This window comes from Pseudomonas sp. B21-012 (assembly GCF_024749305.1).
In the GTDB taxonomy this organism is placed as follows: Bacteria; Pseudomonadota; Gammaproteobacteria; order Pseudomonadales; family Pseudomonadaceae; genus Aquipseudomonas.
Map to the genome: position 1 here is coordinate 4525737 of NZ_CP087197.1, position 17349 is coordinate 4543085.

Here is a 17349-nt window from a genome sequence, read left to right on the forward strand (position 1 = left end):
AGGCGACTTAGAACGCGTAGTTGGCCGACAGGTAGGTCTGGGCGCTGCTGTTCAGGCGCAGGCTGCCGACTTTCGGACCGTCATGTTCGGACAACTCGGTGCTGGCGTTGCTGCGCAGGTAACGGTAGCCCAGTTCAACCGAGGCATTGTCGCTGACTTGCTGCAGCACGCCGGCTTGCAGGCCGATGGCGTAACCGGTGTCGGTGTCGCGGCTGTAGCCGGAGGACTCCATGCTCATCTTGGTCAGGCCGGCGCTGGCGCCACCGAACAGCTTGGTGGTGTTGCCCAGCGGGTAGAACATGTCGTAGCTGCCCAGGAGGTTTTCCTGGCGTACTTTCAGGCCGCTGTGGTCGTTGGAGACGTTGTCATAAGTCAGGTAGTAGCGGCCCTGGTCGTTCATCTGGCCGACGCGGATGCCGTAGGTGCTGTCCTTGCTGATGATGCCGTCGGTGTTCAGGTGATCAGTGTTGCGGGTCAACAGGCCGGACTTTTTCATCTTGTCGCTGGTCTGACCATAAGTGACGCCGGCGAAGGTGGTGTCAGCGGCCTGGGCGGCGGCGCTGGCGCCAAGGAAAGCAACGGTGAGCAGCAGGGTGTTGAGCTTTTTCATCGTGTGGTACTCCAGGTGATGCACTGTGTTGGTGTGGAAGCTAGAGTAAGCAAGCCCTCCTGAACCGCCGCTGAACCCTGGCTGAACCTCGGCTGAACAGCTGCACTGAGAGCAAAACCGACTGCAATCAAGGAGTACGACCATGCGTTGTCTGCTCGCTCTGGCCCTGATCGGTGCCGCCAGCCTGGCCCAGGCGGCGGTGCAAACCCGTGAGATTCCCTACCAGGATGCCGATGGCAAGCGCCTGGTCGGCTATTACGCCTACGACGACGCCGCCGAGGGCAAACGCCCGGGCGTGGTGGTAGTGCATGAATGGTGGGGGCTCAACGACTATGCCAAGCGCCGCGCCCGCGACCTTGCCGGGCTTGGCTACAGCGCCCTGGCCATCGACATGTATGGCGACGGCAAGCACACCGAGCACCCGGCCGATGCCCAGGCGTTCATGGCTGCCGCGCTGAAAGACCCGAGCGCGGCAGCCGAGCGCTTCGATGCCGGGGTTGAACTGCTCAAGCTTCAGCCACAGACCGATAAAAAGCAGATCGCCGCCATCGGCTACTGTTTCGGCGGCAAGGTGGTGCTCGACGCCGCGCGCCGTGGTGAAGCGCTGGCCGGGGTGGCCAGCTTCCATGGTGCGCTGGTCACCAACACGCCGGCGACAGCGGGCAGCGTCAAGGCCAAAGTGCTGGTAGAGCATGGCGCCAGCGACAGCATGGTGACCGCGGAGCAGGTGGAGAAATTCAAGGAAGAAATGGACGCAGCCGGGGCGACCTATGAGTTCGTCAGCATTCCCGGGGCCAAGCACGGCTTTACCAACCCCGATGCCGACCGCCTCAGCCATGGCGAGCATGGCGGGCCGGATATTGGCTACAACAAGGCGGCGGATGAAAGCTCGTGGGCGGATCTGCAGGCGTTCTTCAAGAAGATCTTCACTAAAGGTTGACCCCCGGCAGGAGCGGGCTTGCCCCGCGATAGCGGTGTGACAGACCCGCCGCTAGCGCGGGGCAAGCCCGCTCCTACACCGTGACACGTTGGCAGCAGCCACGGCACAATACCGGTCATGAACCGACTGCCCACCTGCTGCGCCCCGCTCCTGCACCACTGGCCCCTGCCGCGTCCGGTCTCCGGCGCTATCCTGGTCAGTTGCCCGTTCGACCCCGCCCTGCTTGCCAGCGACGACTTCGCTCGCGCCGGTATCGAGCAAACCGCCAGCCTGCAACGCTCGGTGGCCAAGCGCCAGGCCGAGTACCTGGCCGGCCGGGTGTGTGCCCGCGCCGCCTTGATGCAGCTCGATGGCCGCGACTATGTCCCCGGCACCGATGAAGACCGCGCGCCGATCTGGCCGGCCGGCATCTGCGGCTCGATCACCCACGGCAAAGGCTGGGCCGCCGCTGTGGTGGCGCGCAGCAGCGATTGCCAGGGCCTGGGCCTGGACCAGGAATGCCTGCTCAGCGACGAGCGCGCCGAACGCCTGGCCCGGGAGATTCTTACCGACGCCGAACTGCAGCGTATGGACCCCAGCCAGGTGGGCCTGACCGTGACCCTGACCTTCTCGCTGAAAGAAAGCCTGTTCAAGGCGCTCTACCCGATCGTCAAGCAGCGCTTCTATTTCGAGCATGCCGAAGTGCTGGAGTGGTCCGCAGACGGCCATGCGCGCCTGCGCCTGCTGACCGACCTGTCGGCGCACTGGCACCACGGCCGAGAGCTCGAGGGGCAGTTCTGCCTGCAGGATGACCAGCTGTTGAGCCTGGTCAGCGTCTGAGTTTCAGGGCAGCAACGGGCAATGCTCGCAATGCCCGACCCAGTCGACCTTGTAACTCAGGCAGCAGGTGCGGCGCCGACGCTGTCCTCGAGCATCCTGGCTGACGGCGGCATACAAAGGGCTGCCGGGCGTTGACAGCAGCACCTGCAAGCCTGAGCTGTCGCCACTGCCTTGCAGCAGTTGATCCAGGCAATCACCGGCATTGCCCCACAACACCGCCGTTGCCAGCGCGCCCCGCTCGGCCAGGCGCGCAACCAGCGGTTGCAGATGCTCAGCCAGCAGGTCCTGGCAGGGGGCGCCGTCGGCGATCAGCGCAAGCGGCAAGCCGCGCTCATCCAGCAGCAGCGATGTCTGGCTGAAAGCCGCCAGGCTTGCACCCTCGCGCAACGTCCGCCAGACCAGCGCGAAGTAGTACTTGGACCACTGCGAGACCAGCACCGGCCGCTGCGCTGGCATCAGTTCGGGGCCATACAATGCCAGCAGCAAGGCATCGAAGCGGGCTTCGTCGAGCAACGCCTGCAGGGCGATCGGCGAACTCATGCGCCGTCCTGGTTGCGCGGCCAGTTGAGGCTGAAGCAGGCGCCGCCCAAGCGCTCACTGCGCCCCACAGACGCCCGCCCGCCATGCCAGTAAATGATCCGCCGCACGATCGACAAGCCCAGGCCATGCCCGCCAGAGGCACGCGTGCGGCTGTCGTCGAGGCGGGTGAAGGGGGTGAAGATGCGCTCCCAGACGCTTTCCGGCACGCCGGGGCCATCGTCCTCGACATCGATCCGGCAACGTTGCAGGCCCAGCTGATAGCTGAGGCTGACCTGTGATTCGGCGTGGCGCATGGCATTGCTGACCAGGTTCTGCAGCGCCCGGTGCAGGTAGCGCGGCTCGGCCTCGACCCACGGCCCCTGCCCGTCCGGGCCCTTCTCGCCGCCCTGGCAGGGACCGCGCAGCACCCGCACCTCGCGGCGCAGCGGCGCCAGCTCAGCGATCACCTGGTCGAGCAAGGCATCCAGGTCGACGCGCTGGAAATGCAGGGCCGGCGCGCCCTGCTCCAGGCGCGCGTAGGTGAGCATCTCATCGACCAGCTTGTCGAGGTCCTGGATATCGCCGTCCATGCCGGTCAGGTACTTGTCCCGGGCCTGGTCATTACTGGCGCTGGCGATCATCTCCAGGCCAAAGCGCAAGCGCGCAACCGGCGTGCGCAGCTCGTGAGACACCGCCCGCACCAGCTCGCGCTGGATGGTCAGCGAGCGCTGCAGGTGTTCGGCCATGCCATTGAACGCTGCGGCCAGGCGCCCGACCGAGTCGGCGTCGTCGGCCGCCACGCGGGTTTCCAGGCTGCCCTGGGCGATCAGCGTTGCCGCGGCCTCAAGCCCCGACAGGCGCCGCTCCAGCTGGCGCACCAACAGGTAGACGATCAGGCCGATCAGGCACAGGCCCAGCACCGCAATCAGTACCAGCAACTGCGGCGGATAGGGGTTCATCTGGTACAGCGGGCCGATTTCCAGTACCCAGGGCGTGCCGACCAGGCCGGCGAACACGCGGATCGAGTCACCGTCCTTGCCCAGGGCCATCACCGTGTCGCCTTCATCGATGCGCCGGCGCTGGTCTTCGTCCATGTCGGTCTGATTGACCCGCTGCAGGCGCAGGTCGAAGCCAAAACCCTTGCTCTGCTTGAGGGCGGCCAGGCGCTGGGGCTGCTCGGCCACCGGGTAGCGCACCAGTTCATCGGCGAGCAGATAAATAGTGGCGCGGGCCAGTTGCTCGCTGATCTGCTGCACTTCACCGACCAGCAGCAAATCCTGATCACCGACCTGGCGCAGCACCTTGGCCGCGTGCGGGCCGGTCTTCTCGACCAGTACCTGCCCACGCTGCAAGCCGCTGCGCTGGCTACCGTCCAGCGCAGTACTGCTCAGCGCCTGCAACTCCAGGGGAATCCCCAGCAGGCGCTCCCAGATCAACAGCGCGCGCTTGCGCTCGACAGCATCCAGCGGCGCCAGGTTGTCAGCCATCAGGGTAAAGGTGCCGTGGGCCAGGCGTTCGCGGTACTGGCCGGCGCGCACCTCGTTGAGCAGGTGCAGGCTGAGCACGCCAAGCACCGCCACCAGCACCAGGGCGGCGAGCATGCCGCCATAGATGCGCAAAAAGATCGAGTTCATGGCACCTGGCCCATGGCTTGGGCCGCTTCACGAACGAACAGGTAGCCTTTGCTGCGGATGGTCTTGATCATCCGTGGGTGCTCCGGGTCGTCGCCTATTTTCGGGCGGATGCGCGAAATACGCACATCAATGGAGCGGTCCTGGCCGTCATAGCCGACGCCGCGCAGGGAGGTGAATATCTCCTCGCGCGACAAGGTGCGCCCGGCGTTGCTTACCAGCAACCATAAAAGGTCGAACTCGGCGCTGGTCAGTTCGATGCCGCTGTCGTACAGCCAGGCCTCGCGCAAGGTGTTATCGACCCGCAACGGGCCGAACTGCAAAGCTTGCGGTACTTGCGGCTCGGCCGCAGCCTCGCTGCGCCGCAGCAGGGCGTTGATGCGTGCCAGCAGCAGGCGTGGGCGCACCGGCTTGCACACGTAGTCGTCGGCACCCAGGTCCAGGCCCTGGACCTGGTCGAGGTCGTCGCTGCGCGCGGTCAGCATCAGGATCGGCCCGGGGTACTGCTTGCGCACCTTGCGGCAGATACTCAGGCCGTCCTCGCCAGGCAGCATCAGGTCGAGGATCACCAGGTCGGGCTGCTCGGCGATGATCCGCGCCGCCGCCCGGGCGCCATCGCCCTCCACGTCCACGACAAAGCCATTGGCCTGCAGGTATTCACGGGTCAGGTCAGCCAGCCGCTGGTCATCCTCGACGATCAATACCCGACTGCTCTGCTCCACGGCTCACCTCAACAGCTTGTTGTTATAAAGAGTGCCCAGATCACCAAAAGGCAACATTGGCCCCGGATACTACGTCGGGCACCGGCGCCTGCCAACCGCCGTTACCCGCAGTAAAAAACCAGTGGGCAAGGCGCTCGGACAAGCCGATTTTTTGTGATAGGGTTCGCGCCCGCAAAATCCGCCTGCGACCCTTTGCCCCGCGAAAAAATCGGTGACGGGCGGTCATTGCGCGCTAAGACGCGGCCTACAAGGGGTTGAGTGAAATCACTCACAAAATACGCACAAGTTATCCACAGACCGCGACCTTGCATTACCCCCAAGACCGCATTATCTTGTATCCCAAGCGAAACAAAACACTACATCTTGGGGTTTTCTGAAAATCCCAAGCACAAGTCAAGCAGAGAACTCAAGCCCTCAACGGCTAGATTTTTTGCTGGAACTTTAGAAGAGATCAGCAGCCAAACCGCTCCTGCGCAGGCTTCCGTTGCAAACCCTTGGAGGGTGTTGTTTCGGGTACGGGTGTTGCAAGCCATCGGCACACCCGACAGCAACAGTTTTGAGTCGTAGATTCAAGACCTTTGACTTCGGCCAGGGAGCGGCAAGCATTTGCCCTAATTCCTGAACTGTCCCGAAGTGAGTATGCCCGACCTGTGCGGCATGCCGGAACGCTCGTTCCTGCGCGCCCTCAAGGTCGGTTGTTGGGCTTTCGGACGGAACGGTTGGCGCTCACAAAGCGCCTAAACATACTTAGAGAACGTGGAGACACCCATGCAAACCGACACAACTCGCGAGAACCCGCAGGCCAAGGCGCCGCAGGCCGCTGATTCGAACCAGGATCTGGCTGCCACCGCTCCGGGCCAACTGCGCGTGATCAAGCGTAACGGCACTGTCGTCGCCTACACCGATGACAAGATCACCGTGGCCATCACCAAAGCGTTCCTCGCAGTTGAAGGCGGCACCGCCGCCGCCTCGTCGCGCATCCACGACACCGTTGCCCGCCTGACCGAACAAGTCACCGCGACCTTCAAGCGTCGCATGCCTTCGGGCGGCACCATCCACATCGAAGAAATCCAGGACCAGGTCGAACTGGCCCTGATGCGTGCCGGCGAACAGAAAGTCGCCCGTGACTACGTGATCTACCGCGACCAGCGTGCCAAGGAGCGTGCCACCCGTGGCCACGCCGAAGACGCCGGCGTGCAGCCGCACCCGAGCATCCGCATCACCCGCGCCGACGGCAGCCTGGCGCCACTGGACATGAACCGCCTGAACACCATCATCAGCGAAGCCTGCGAAGGCCTGGCCGAAGTCGATGGCGACCTGATCCAGCGCGAAACCCTGAAGAACCTCTACGACGGCGTGGCCCTCACCGACGTCAACACCGCCCTGGTGATGACCGCCCGTACCCTGGTCGAGCGCGAGCCGAACTACTCGTTCGTGACCGCCCGCCTGCTGATGGACACCCTGCGCGCCGAAGGCCTGGGCTTCCTCGAAGTCGCCGAGAGCGCCACCCACCACGAAATGGCCGAGCTGTACGCCAAGGCCCTGCCTGCCTACATCGCCAAGGGTGTCGAGTTCGAACTGCTCAACCCTGCGCTGGCCGACTTCGACCTCGACAAACTGGGCAAGGCGATCAACCACGAGCGCGACCAGCAGTTCACCTACCTGGGCCTGCAGACCCTGTACGACCGCTACTTCATCCACAAGGATGGCGTACGCTTCGAGCTGCCTCAGGTGTTCTTCATGCGCGTGGCCATGGGCCTGGCGCTGGAAGAGAAAGACAAAGAAGCCCGTGCCATCGAGTTCTACAACCTGTTGTCGTCCTTCGACTACATGGCCTCGACCCCGACCCTGTTCAACGCCGGTACCCTGCGCCCGCAGCTGTCGAGCTGCTACCTGACCACCGTGCCGGACGACCTGTCGGGCATCTACCACGCGATCCACGACAACGCCATGCTGTCGAAATTCGCCGGTGGCCTGGGCAACGACTGGACCCCTGTGCGTGCACTGGGCTCCTACATCAAGGGCACCAACGGTAAATCCCAGGGCGTCGTGCCGTTCCTGAAAGTGGTCAACGACACCGCCGTCGCCGTTAACCAGGGTGGCAAGCGCAAGGGCGCTGTCTGTGCCTACCTGGAAACCTGGCACCTGGACATCGAAGAATTCATCGAGCTGCGCAAGAACACCGGTGATGACCGTCGTCGTACCCACGACATGAACACCGCCAACTGGATCCCTGACCTGTTCATGAAGCGCGTCTTCGATGACGGCAAGTGGACCCTGTTCTCGCCATCGGAAGTGCCAGACCTGCACGACCTGACCGGCAAGGCCTTCGAAGAGCGCTACGAGTACTACGAAGCCCTGACCGAGTACAACAAGATCAAGGTGTTCAAGACCATCCAGGCCAAAGACCTGTGGCGCAAGATGCTCTCGATGCTGTTCGAGACCGGCCACCCATGGCTGACCTTCAAGGACCCGTGCAACCTGCGTTCGCCGCAGCAGCACGTGGGCGTGGTGCACAGCTCGAACCTGTGCACCGAGATCACCCTGAACACCAACAAGGACGAGATCGCGGTCTGCAACCTGGGCTCGATCAACCTGCCGAACCACATTGTCGATGGCAAGCTGGACACCACCAAGCTGCAGCGCACCGTCAACACCGCCGTGCGCATGCTCGACAACGTGATCGACATCAACTACTACTCGGTGCCACAAGCGCGTAACTCGAACTTCAAGCACCGTCCGGTCGGCCTGGGCATCATGGGCTTCCAGGACGCGCTGTACCTGCAGCACATCCCTTACGGCTCCGACGCTGCCGTCGAGTTCGCCGACAAGTCGATGGAAGCGGTCAGCTACTTCGCCATCCAGGCGTCCTGCGACCTGGCCGACGAGCGTGGCGCCTACGAGACCTTCCAGGGCTCGCTGTGGTCCAAAGGCATCCTGCCGCTGGATTCGCAACAGATCCTGATCGAAGCCCGTGGCCAGAAGTACATCGACGTCGACCTGAACGAAACCCTGGACTGGGCGCCGGTGCGTGCCCGCGTACAAAAAGGTATTCGTAACTCGAACATCATGGCCATCGCGCCGACCGCGACCATCGCCAACATCACCGGCGTATCGCAGTCCATCGAGCCGACCTACCAGAACCTGTACGTGAAATCGAACCTCTCGGGCGAATTCACCGTGATCAACCCGTACCTGGTTCGCGACCTCAAGGCCCGCGGCCTGTGGGACTCGGTCATGATCAACGACCTGAAGTACTACGACGGTTCGGTGCAGCAGATCGAGCGCATTCCGCAAGAGCTCAAAGACCTCTACGCGACCGCCTTCGAAGTGGAAACCAAGTGGATCGTCGATGCCGCCTCCCGTCGCCAGAAGTGGATCGACCAGGCCCAGTCGCTGAACCTGTACATCGCCGGCGCTTCGGGCAAGAAGCTCGACGTGACCTACCGCATGGCCTGGTACCGTGGCCTGAAAACCACCTACTACCTCCGTGCCCTGGCCGCGACCAGCACCGAGAAGTCGACCATCAACACCGGCAAGCTCAACGCCGTCTCCAGCGGTGGCGACAGCGCCCCGGTACAAGCAGCGCCAGCCGGCCCTGCTCCGGTACCAAAGGCCTGCGCGATCGACGAGCCGGATTGCGAAGCCTGCCAATAAGCGCCTGAAGGCCCGCTCCCTGTAGGAGCGGGCTTGACCCGCGAAAGGGCCGGCCCTGCCGCCCCCTTTCCAAAGCGCCGAACAACAAGGTCGGGGCCACCCCGACCTCCCCCGAGGGCCTCAGCCCGGGGAAGCATTCCAAGTTTTTGCGTGCACCGCAGTACCCAACCGCAAGCACCGCAACCAAGATCCACCGGCCATACTGATATGGCCCTCAAGCAGGAGACCCACCATGCTGAGCTGGGACGAATTCGATAAAGACGAAGGCGAAGAAGCCGCCAAAGGCACTACCGCCACTCAAGCTGCTGCCGCAGGCATCGACAAGCTCGATAACGCTGGCGGTGTTGCTGCCCTGGAAGCGCGCGCCGTGACTGCCGACGACTCCGAAGCGGTCAAACGCGCCAAGGCTGCCCTGGACAAACTCGACATCGCCGAAGGCCTGGCTGAGCTGGAAGGTTCTGCTGCCCGCGTCGCGGTTGATGAAAAGCGCATGATCAACTGCCGCGCCGACCTCAACCAGCTGGTACCGTTCAAATACGACTGGGCCTGGCAGAAGTACCTGGACGGCTGCGCCAACCACTGGATGCCGCAAGAGGTCAACATGACCGCGGACATCGCCCTGTGGAAAAACCCGGAAGGCCTGACCGATGACGAGCGTCGTATCGTCATGCGCAACCTGGGCTTCTTCTCCACCGCCGACTCCCTGGTTGCCAACAACCTGGCCCTGGCCGTGTACCGCCTGATCACCAACCCCGAGTGCCGCCAGTACATCCTGCGCCAGGCCTTCGAAGAGGCGATCCATACCCACGCCTACCAGTACTGCATCGAGTCGCTGGGCATGGATGAAGGCGAGATCTTCAACATGTACCACGAGATCCCGTCGGTCGCTAAAAAAGCCGCCTGGGGCCTGAGCTACACCCGCGCGATCTCCGACCCTGAGTTCAACACCGGCACCGTCGAGACCGACAAAGAGCTGCTGCGCAACCTGATCGCCTACTACTGCGTCCTGGAAGGCATCTTCTTCTACTGCGGCTTCACCCAGATCCTGTCCATGGGTCGTCGCAACAAGATGACTGGCGTTGCCGAACAGTTCCAGTACATCCTGCGTGACGAGTCCATGCACCTGAACTTCGGTATCGACGTGATCAACCAGATCAAGATCGAAAACCCGCACCTGTGGGATGCCGAAATGAAGGAAGAAGCCTCGCAGATGATCCTGCAGGGCACCCAGCTGGAAATCGAATACGCCCGCGACACCATGCCGCGCGGCGTGCTGGGCATGAACGCAGCGATGATGGAGGACTACCTCAAGTTCATCGCCAACCGTCGCCTGTCGCAGATCGGCCTGAAGGAAGAGTACCCAGGTACCACCAACCCGTTCCCATGGATGAGCGAGATCATGGACTTGAAGAAAGAGAAGAACTTCTTCGAGACGCGGGTTATCGAGTATCAGACTGGCGGGGCGTTGAGCTGGGATTGATTTCCACGTTCATGTTCGACAACAAAAGGCTGCCGCTAGGCGGCCTTTTTTATTTGTCCTGCTCAAGCCTCAGCGAAACGCCCAAGTACAGTCTCGACAAAGCACCGAAGCTTGGCCGTGCGCTGACGGCTTGCCGTATAGAGCAAATGCATCTGCCGGCTCGGTGGCTGGTAGTCCGCCAGCACCCGCACCAGCTCGCCACTTTGCAGCGCCGGGCGCAGAAAGTCTTCCGGCCCCAGCACAATGCCGAAGCCATCCAGCGCCGCTGACATCAGCGCCCTGCTCTCGTTGACCTGCAAACGGCTGGTGACCTGCACCTTGTGCAGCGTATCGCCCTGGACGAATTGCCATTCACGGTCGGCTGGGCGCGACCAGTAGGCGTAGCCCAGGCATTCGTGCTGTTCGAGATCGGCTGGCGTTCGTGGGATGCCGTGGGCGGTCAGGTAGCGCGGTGAAGCGCAGGTCACCAGGCGGTAAGGTGCCAGGGGCCTGGCGGTGAGGCTGGAAGTGCCCAGGGGGCCGATGCGAAATGCCACTTCGAAGCCCTCCTCGACCAGGTCGACGAAACGGTCGGTCAGGTGCAGGTCAATTTCGACCTGCGGGTACTGGCGTAGAAAGTCGGTCACCATTGGCATCAGGCTGTAGGAGCCAAAGGTAACTGGCGCACTGACCTTCAGTTTGCCCCGCGGCGTATCATTCATGACCTGCGCCAGGGAGTCGGCCGCCTGCGCCTCGCTGAGGATATGCTTGCAGCGCTCGTAATAGGCGCTGCCAAGCTCGGTCAGGCTTTGCCGTCGAGTTGTACGGTTGAGCAGGCGCGCGCCCAGGCGATGCTCCAGGGCGGCTACATGCTTGGCCACCATCTGCGGCGACATGCCCAGACGCTGCGCCGCACTGGCGTAGGACCCCTCTTCAGCGGCCATTACAAAGGCGCCCATGCTGGTCAGGCGATCCATCATTCAACACTCCTGGTAACGACACTCGATACAACTTGGTAATTTATCTACTGCTGGTTGCCAATCATCATAAACGCTCCTATCACGCAACGGAGCAAGGACATGCGCATTGGCATAATCGGGGCAGGTTTTATCGGCCGGGCAGTGGCGCAGCTGGCGCTGGCCGCCGGGCATAAGGTGATGCTCAGCAACTCACGGGGGCCGCAGACCATGAGCAGCGTGCGCAGCGGCATTCTCGGCTGCGAAGTGGGCAGTGCAGAAGAAGCTGCACGGTTTGCTGACGTGGTACTGCTGGCAATTCCCTTCGCGCACTACCACAGCGTGCCCGCGCAGTGGCTGCAGGGCAAAATCGTCATGGACGCCAACAACTACTACCCGGACCGCGATGGTCTGTTTCCTGCGCTGGACCGTTTCGAAACCACTACCAGTCGCCTGCTTGCCGAGCATCTGCCGGGTTCGCGGGTAGTGAAGGTATTCAATGCAATTCTTGCCCAGGATTTGGAGAAAGACGCCCGTGGTAGCGGCGCAGCAGATCGGCGCGCCCTGCCTGTTGCCAGCGATGATGATGAAGCGAAATCGGTGGTTAGCAGGCTGCTCGACGACCTGGGTTACGACGCGGTCGATGCCGGGGGCCTGGATGAAAGCTGGCGGTTCGAACGGGCCAAACCGGCTTATTGCATACCCTTTGATGCCGAGGGCTTGAAGCGCGCCCTGGCGCAAGCCGAGCGGGAGGTTGAAGTGCCTGAAGGCGCCTGGCGACGTTGAACAACAGCACTCCAGTTGATCTGATCCGCATTTTGCCGCGCCATCTGAATCTGTTTCGGTAACAGCGCCAGAGCGAAAATAGTCCTGCGCCCCGCTCTACCGGGCGCATTTCGCGACTGCAGCCTGGCGCTGCACCGCAAAACCTTCATCTGGAGCGCTCCATGGGTAAGCTTGCAATCTTCGTCGTGGGTTTTCTGGCGCTGGCCATTGCGATTGGCGCACTCGGTACCATTTCTCCCCTGTAAACAACGCTGCTCTTCAACCTTCTGACTCAAGCCTCCAGCATCGCGTTGACGATGGCGCCGCATCCGCCGCCAACCTGTGCGAAAATAGGGGGCTTTTGTTCATATGTTTGGAGATGTACAGCTTGGTAATGCACTACTCAACCAGCGGCGACGCAGTCGCTTGCGGTCGCGCCGGTAATAACCTCACCAGCACCTCCACCCCTGACCAGGTTTCCTGCAAATCGTGTCAGCGGTCCCTGGTCAAGACGGAGTCGCCTGCGTCGGCCAAGAAATCCACCCCGTCCCTGGCAGAGCTGCGTAAACAACGCATGGCCAAGGCCAGCCCTGCCCCGAGCACGTTCTGCTTCAAGACCAACTGGCGTGTACGCCTGAGCGCCCTGCCTGGCAGCAGCCGCCTCCCGCGCGGCGTAGCACCTCAGCGCTTCGTCTAAGCGCCCCTGCGAAGACACGTGGGGCCGACACGCGGCCCCACGTGACCTTCCCCTCATCGCGGCTGACGATACCCGGCCAGCCAGTGCTCCAGCTCGTCATCCATCCCGCAGCCGATCAGCACCCACAGCAGTACCCGGCATTTGCGCGGACACAAGAAACCCGCCATCAGTGCGCCTTTGCGTTGCAGGTCCATTTCGCCGCCGTCAAAGCCATAGGTGTGATTTGCCGTAGGCCCCGAACCGGTTCGCGAGGCAATAATCACTGGCATCCGGGTGGTGATGTATCCCAAGCACTTGGCCCAGGCTGCCGACACATGCCCGGCGCCGAACCCGGCGATCACCAGCCCTTCATACCCAAGCCCGGCGACTTGCTCGAGCAGCAGGGTATCGGCGGCAAAATCAGCCTCCAGCAGCGCCACACGCTGATCCAGGCGCCAGGGTTCGGGTAACGGCTGACGCGGCCGGGCGGGTTTCAGGTAGCAGACACGCCCCTCTATCAGCAGGCCTTCGCAGCCGAAGTGCGGTGAGCTGAAAGCGGCCATGGCCAGGCTCTCGGTTTTACGCACATGGGCCGCGGCATGGATCTGATCATTGATCACTACCAACGCACCACGACCGCGGCTCTGCGCATCCAGCGCCACCCGCACCGCTGCCAGCAGATTGGCAGGGCCGTCAGCGCCAGGCTCGCTGGCGGCACGCATGGCGCCGGTCAGGATCAATGGCGCATCGAAGGGCCAGAGCAGTTCGAGAAAGTACGCTACCTCCTCCAGGGTGTCAGTGCCCTGGCTCAGCACCACGGCGTGGGCGCCCTCTTCCACCTGGGATTTGGCCCAGTACAGGACATCGATCAGTTGAATGAACGACAACGAGGCACTGGGTAACAGTTGCAGGGTTTTCGCCGAGATGTGCGCAAGATCTGCAAGCCCGGGCGCGTCGGCGAGCATCTGCAAGCTGTCCAGGCCCGGCGTGACACCTTCGCCTGACGCTGACTGGAGCATGCTCAGGGTACCGCCCAGGGTTCCTATGGCGAGTTTGGGCAGGGTCATACGCCAGCTCCTGTAACCAGATGGCAGGCGCGAGAGAGACTGATCGGGGCAGCATTTGCAGACATGGGCGTTGGCCTTCTTATCATTATGGAGGGACGCCAGTTAAGCGGACACTCGGTTAGATAAGACAGTCAGGCGGGTCTGAAGCTGGGGCGGGAATGGTCTTGGGTTGGGGAAAGGGCAATCATGCTAGCAGGTGTTTCCAGCTAATCAGGCGTTGCCTGCATCGCCGGCAAGGCCGGCGCCCACAGGGATCGCGACTAGCAGTTGAATCGCCAGAAAGACAAAACCCCTACCTGCATATGCAGATAGGGGTTTCGGAATTTAATCTTGACGATGACCTACTCTCACATGGGGAAACCCCACACTACCATCGGCGATGCATCGTTTCACTGCTGAGTTCGGGATGGGATCAGGTGGTTCCAATGCTCTATGGTCGTCAAGAAATTCTGTTGCCAGAAGGTCTTGTTAGACACTCCAGCGAATCGGGTATGTGATGTTTGTGAGTTACAAATTCTCGGCTGTGCAGTCTTCACAACACCGCAATCTGGCTTTCGCTCAAATTGCTTGGGTGTTATATGGTCAAGCCTCACGGGCAATTAGTATTGGTTAGCTCAACGCCTCACAGCGCTTACACACCCAACCTATCAACGTCGTAGTCTTCGACGGCCCTTCAGGGAGCTCAAGGCTCCAGTGAGATCTCATCTTGAGGCAAGTTTCCCGCTTAGATGCTTTCAGCGGTTATCTCTTCCGAACATAGCTACCCGGCAATGCCACTGGCGTGACAACCGGAACACCAGAGGTTCGTCCACTCCGGTCCTCTCGTACTAGGAGCAGCCCCTCTCAAATCTCAAACGTCCACGGCAGATAGGGACCGAACTGTCTCACGACGTTCTAAACCCAGCTCGCGTACCACTTTAAATGGCGAACAGCCATACCCTTGGGACCGGCTTCAGCCCCAGGATGTGATGAGCCGACATCGAGGTGCCAAACACCGCCGTCGATATGAACTCTTGGGCGGTATCAGCCTGTTATCCCCGGAGTACCTTTTATCCGTTGAGCGATGGCCCTTCCATACAGAACCACCGGATCACTAAGACCTACTTTCGTACCTGCTCGACGTGTCTGTCTCGCAGTCAAGCGCGCTTTTGCCTTTATACTCTACGACCGATTTCCGACCGGTCTGAGCGCACCTTCGTACTCCTCCGTTACTCTTTAGGAGGAGACCGCCCCAGTCAAACTACCCACCATACACTGTCCTCGATCCGGATAACGGACCTGAGTTAGAACCTCAAAGTTGCCAGGGTGGTATTTCAAGGATGGCTCCACGCGAACTGGCGTCCACGCTTCAAAGCCTCCCACCTATCCTACACAAGCAAATTCAAAGTCCAGTGCAAAGCTATAGTAAAGGTTCACGGGGTCTTTCCGTCTAGCCGCGGATACACTGCATCTTCACAGCGATTTCAATTTCACTGAGTCTCGGGTGGAGACAGCGCCGCCATCGTTACGCCATTCGTGCAGGTCGGAACTTACCCGACAAGGAATTTCGCTACCTTAGGACCGTTATAGTTACGGCCGCCGTTTACCGGGGCTTCGATCAAGAGCTTCGCGTTAGCTAACCCCATCAATTAACCTTCCGGCACCGGGCAGGCGTCACACCCTATACGTCCACTTTCGTGTTTGCAGAGTGCTGTGTTTTTAATAAACAGTCGCAGCGGCCTGGTATCTTCGACCGGCATGGGCTTACGGAGCAAGTCCTTCACCCTCACCGGCGCACCTTCTCCCGAAGTTACGGTGCCATTTTGCCTAGTTCCTTCACCCGAGTTCTCTCAAGCGCCTTGGTATTCTCTACCCAACCACCTGTGTCGGTTTGGGGTACGGTTCCTGGTTATCTGAAGCTTAGAAGCTTTTCTTGGAAGCATGGCATCAACCACTTCGTCGCCTAATGGCAACTCATCATCAGCTCTCGGCCTTAAGATCCCGGATTTACCTAAGATCTCAGCCTACCACCTTAAACTTGGACAACCAACGCCAAGCTGGCCTAGCCTTCTCCGTCCCTCCATCGCAATAACCAGAAGTACAGGAATATTAACCTGTTTTCCATCGACTACGCTTTTCAGCCTCGCCTTAGGGACCGACTAACCCTGCGTCGATTAACGTTGCGCAGGAAACCTTGGTCTTTCGGCGTGGGAGTTTTTCACTCCCATTGTCGTTACTCATGTCAGCATTCGCACTTCTGATACCTCCAGCAAGCTTCTCAACTCACCTTCACAGGCTTACAGAACGCTCCTCTACCGCATCACCTAAGTGATACCCGTAGCTTCGGTGTATGGTTTGAGCCCCGTTACATCTTCCGCGCAGGCCGACTCGACTAGTGAGCTATTACGCTTTCTTTAAAGGGTGGCTGCTTCTAAGCCAACCTCCTAGCTGTCTAAGCCTTCCCACATCGTTTCCCACTTAACCATAACTTTGGGACCTTAGCTGACGGTCTGGGTTGTTTCCCTTTTCACGACGGACGTTAGCACCCGCCGTGTGTCTCCCATGCTCGGCACTTGTAGGTATTCGGAGTTTGCATCGGTTTGGTAAGTCGGGATGACCCCCTAGCCGAAACAGTGCTCTACCCCCTACAGTGATACATGAGGCGCTACCTAAATAGCTTTCGAGGAGAACCAGCTATCTCCGAGCTTGATTAGCCTTTCACTCCGATCCACAGGTCATCCGCTAACTTTTCAACGGTAGTCGGTTCGGTCCTCCAGTCAGTGTTACCTAACCTTCAACCTGCCCATGGATAGATCGCCCGGTTTCGGGTCTATACCCAGCGACTAAACGCCCTATTAAGACTCGCTTTCGCTACGCCTCCCCTATTCGGTTAAGCTCGCCACTGAATATAAGTCGCTGACCCATTATACAAAAGGTACGCAGTCACCTAACAAAGTAGGCTCCCACTGCTTGTACGCATACGGTTTCAGGATCTATTTCACTCCCCTCTCCGGGGTTCTTTTCGCCTTTCCCTCACGGTACTGGTTCACTATCGGTCAGTCAGTAGTATTTAGCCTTGGAGGATGGTCCCCCCATATTCAGACAAAGTTTCTCGTGCTCCGTCCTACTCGATTTCATGACTAAGAGATTTTCGCGTACAGGGCTATCACCCACTATGGCCGCACTTTCCAGAGCGTTCCGCTAATCTCAAAGCCACTTAAGGGCTAGTCCCCGTTCGCTCGCCACTACTAAGGGAATCTCGGTTGATTTCTTTTCCTCAGGGTACTTAGATGTTTCAGTTCCCCTGGTTCGCCTCTTGCACCTATGTATTCAGTACAAGATACTCAGCTTATGCTGAGTGGGTTCCCCCATTCAGAGATCTCCGGATCAAAGTCTGTTTGCCGACTCCCCGAAGCTTATCGCAGGCTACCACGTCTTTCATCGCCTCTGACTGCCAAGGCATCCACCGTATGCGCTTCTTCACTTGACCATATAACCCCAAGCAATCTGGTTATACTGTGAAGACAACATTCGCCGAAAACTTGTAAT

At 60.6% G+C, this 17349-nt stretch carries 11 protein-coding genes and 2 rRNA genes; 5 read left to right on the forward strand and 8 right to left on the reverse strand.

The genetic code is table 11. The annotated features are described in order from the left end of the window. Positions 1-7: 7 nt before the first annotated feature. The gene (locus LOY37_RS20675) at positions 8-610 is read right to left on the reverse strand and encodes an outer membrane protein (protein ID WP_045195603.1); all 603 of its coding nucleotides are present in this window, start codon (positions 608-610) and stop codon (positions 8-10) included. Positions 611-752: 142 nt separating this feature from the next. On the opposite strand from LOY37_RS20675, the gene LOY37_RS20680 reads away from it, so the two are divergent. After that, positions 753-1550, forward strand: coding sequence for a dienelactone hydrolase family protein (locus tag LOY37_RS20680; RefSeq protein WP_258715622.1), 798 nt, complete (start codon positions 753-755; stop codon positions 1548-1550). Positions 1551-1667: 117 nt separating this feature from the next. Next, the gene (locus tag LOY37_RS20685; RefSeq protein ID WP_258715623.1) at positions 1668-2369 is read left to right on the forward strand and encodes a 4'-phosphopantetheinyl transferase; all 702 of its coding nucleotides are present in this window, start codon (positions 1668-1670) and stop codon (positions 2367-2369) included. Between the two features lie 3 nt (positions 2370-2372). Here the strand turns inward: LOY37_RS20685 and fhuF are convergent, their stop codons facing one another. Genes fhuF through LOY37_RS20700 form a run of 3 tightly spaced genes read right to left on the reverse strand, consistent with a single transcriptional unit; the run spans position 2373 to position 5241 of the window. Beyond that, complete coding sequence (gene fhuF / locus LOY37_RS20690) at positions 2373-2909, reverse strand: siderophore-iron reductase FhuF (RefSeq protein ID WP_258715624.1); 537 nt, start codon at positions 2907-2909, stop codon at positions 2373-2375. Next, positions 2906-4522 (reverse strand): ATP-binding protein, encoded by a 1617-nt coding sequence (locus tag LOY37_RS20695; RefSeq protein ID WP_045195608.1) that lies wholly within the window; start codon positions 4520-4522, stop codon positions 2906-2908. Before LOY37_RS20695 ends, fhuF begins: the two co-directional genes overlap by 4 nt. Continuing rightward, entirely contained in the window at positions 4519-5241 is a 723-nt protein-coding gene (locus LOY37_RS20700; RefSeq protein WP_045195610.1) for a response regulator transcription factor, read from the reverse strand. Before LOY37_RS20700 ends, LOY37_RS20695 begins: the two co-directional genes overlap by 4 nt. A gap of 768 nt (positions 5242-6009) precedes the next feature. Here LOY37_RS20700 and LOY37_RS20705 point away from each other — a divergent pair. Both LOY37_RS20705 and LOY37_RS20710 read left to right on the forward strand, forming a co-directional pair. Continuing rightward, positions 6010-8898 carry a ribonucleoside-diphosphate reductase subunit alpha gene (locus LOY37_RS20705; RefSeq protein ID WP_258715625.1) on the forward strand — a complete coding sequence of 963 codons (2889 nt, stop codon included), beginning with the start codon at positions 6010-6012 and terminating at the stop codon, positions 8896-8898. 232 nt (positions 8899-9130) lie between these two features. Continuing rightward, positions 9131-10378: a ribonucleotide-diphosphate reductase subunit beta gene (locus tag LOY37_RS20710; RefSeq protein ID WP_045195614.1), complete on the forward strand. Its 1248-nt coding sequence runs from the start codon at positions 9131-9133 to the stop codon at positions 10376-10378. A gap of 62 nt (positions 10379-10440) precedes the next feature. Here LOY37_RS20710 and LOY37_RS20715 read toward each other — a convergent pair whose 3' ends face one another. Continuing rightward, positions 10441-11337 (reverse strand): LysR family transcriptional regulator, encoded by an 897-nt coding sequence (locus LOY37_RS20715; protein WP_258715626.1) that lies wholly within the window; start codon positions 11335-11337, stop codon positions 10441-10443. A gap of 99 nt (positions 11338-11436) precedes the next feature. On the opposite strand from LOY37_RS20715, the gene LOY37_RS20720 reads away from it, so the two are divergent. Beyond that, positions 11437-12099, forward strand: a complete 663-nt coding sequence (locus LOY37_RS20720) for an NADPH-dependent F420 reductase (RefSeq protein ID WP_093380247.1) — start codon at positions 11437-11439, stop codon at positions 12097-12099. Between the two features lie 729 nt (positions 12100-12828). Here LOY37_RS20720 and LOY37_RS20725 read toward each other — a convergent pair. The 3 genes from LOY37_RS20725 to LOY37_RS20735 form a co-directional block, all read right to left on the reverse strand. Continuing rightward, positions 12829-13821, reverse strand: a complete 993-nt coding sequence (locus tag LOY37_RS20725) for an asparaginase (RefSeq protein WP_258715627.1) — start codon at positions 13819-13821, stop codon at positions 12829-12831. A 328-nt stretch (positions 13822-14149) separates the two neighbouring features. Further along, a 5S ribosomal RNA gene (gene rrf, locus LOY37_RS20730) occupies positions 14150-14265 on the reverse strand. A gap of 134 nt (positions 14266-14399) precedes the next feature. Next, a 23S ribosomal RNA gene (locus LOY37_RS20735) occupies positions 14400-17290 on the reverse strand. Positions 17291-17349 lie beyond the last annotated feature (59 nt).